The organism is Algoriphagus sp. PAP.12 (assembly GCF_026652115.1).
Classification (GTDB): Bacteria; Bacteroidota; Bacteroidia; order Cytophagales; family Cyclobacteriaceae; genus Algoriphagus.
In genome coordinates, this window is the sequence record NZ_JAPPSQ010000089.1 from 1 (window position 1) to 307 (window position 307).

The 307-nt window shown below is 48.2% G+C and carries 1 pseudogene; it reads right to left on the reverse strand.

Going from position 1 to position 307, the window contains the following annotated elements:
* Window positions 1–243 (reverse strand): annotated as a pseudogene (locus O0V13_RS21580) (transposase); the annotation flags it as partial.
* Window positions 244–307 lie beyond the last annotated feature (64 nt).

Consider the following 307-nt stretch of genomic DNA (forward strand, 5'->3'; position numbering starts at 1 on the left):
CAGCATCAATACCACCTGGGCAAAAATATCACCGATTACATCTCGGAGACGTTCTGACCGGAATCGATTGATCGTGTGGTGATCGGGACGCTGCATCCCGGCAAGCCACATGAACACAATGTTTTCCCGGACCGCTTTTTCGAGTTTGCGGGATGAATAACAGTTTTCTAGGTATCCATAGACCAGAACCTTTAACAACATCTTGGGATGATAGCTGCTAGATCCATTCTCTGAATAGCGGGAGTACACCCCACTCAGATCTATCCGCTCAACGATCTGGTGAACAATACGGCCTGGATGATGGAGA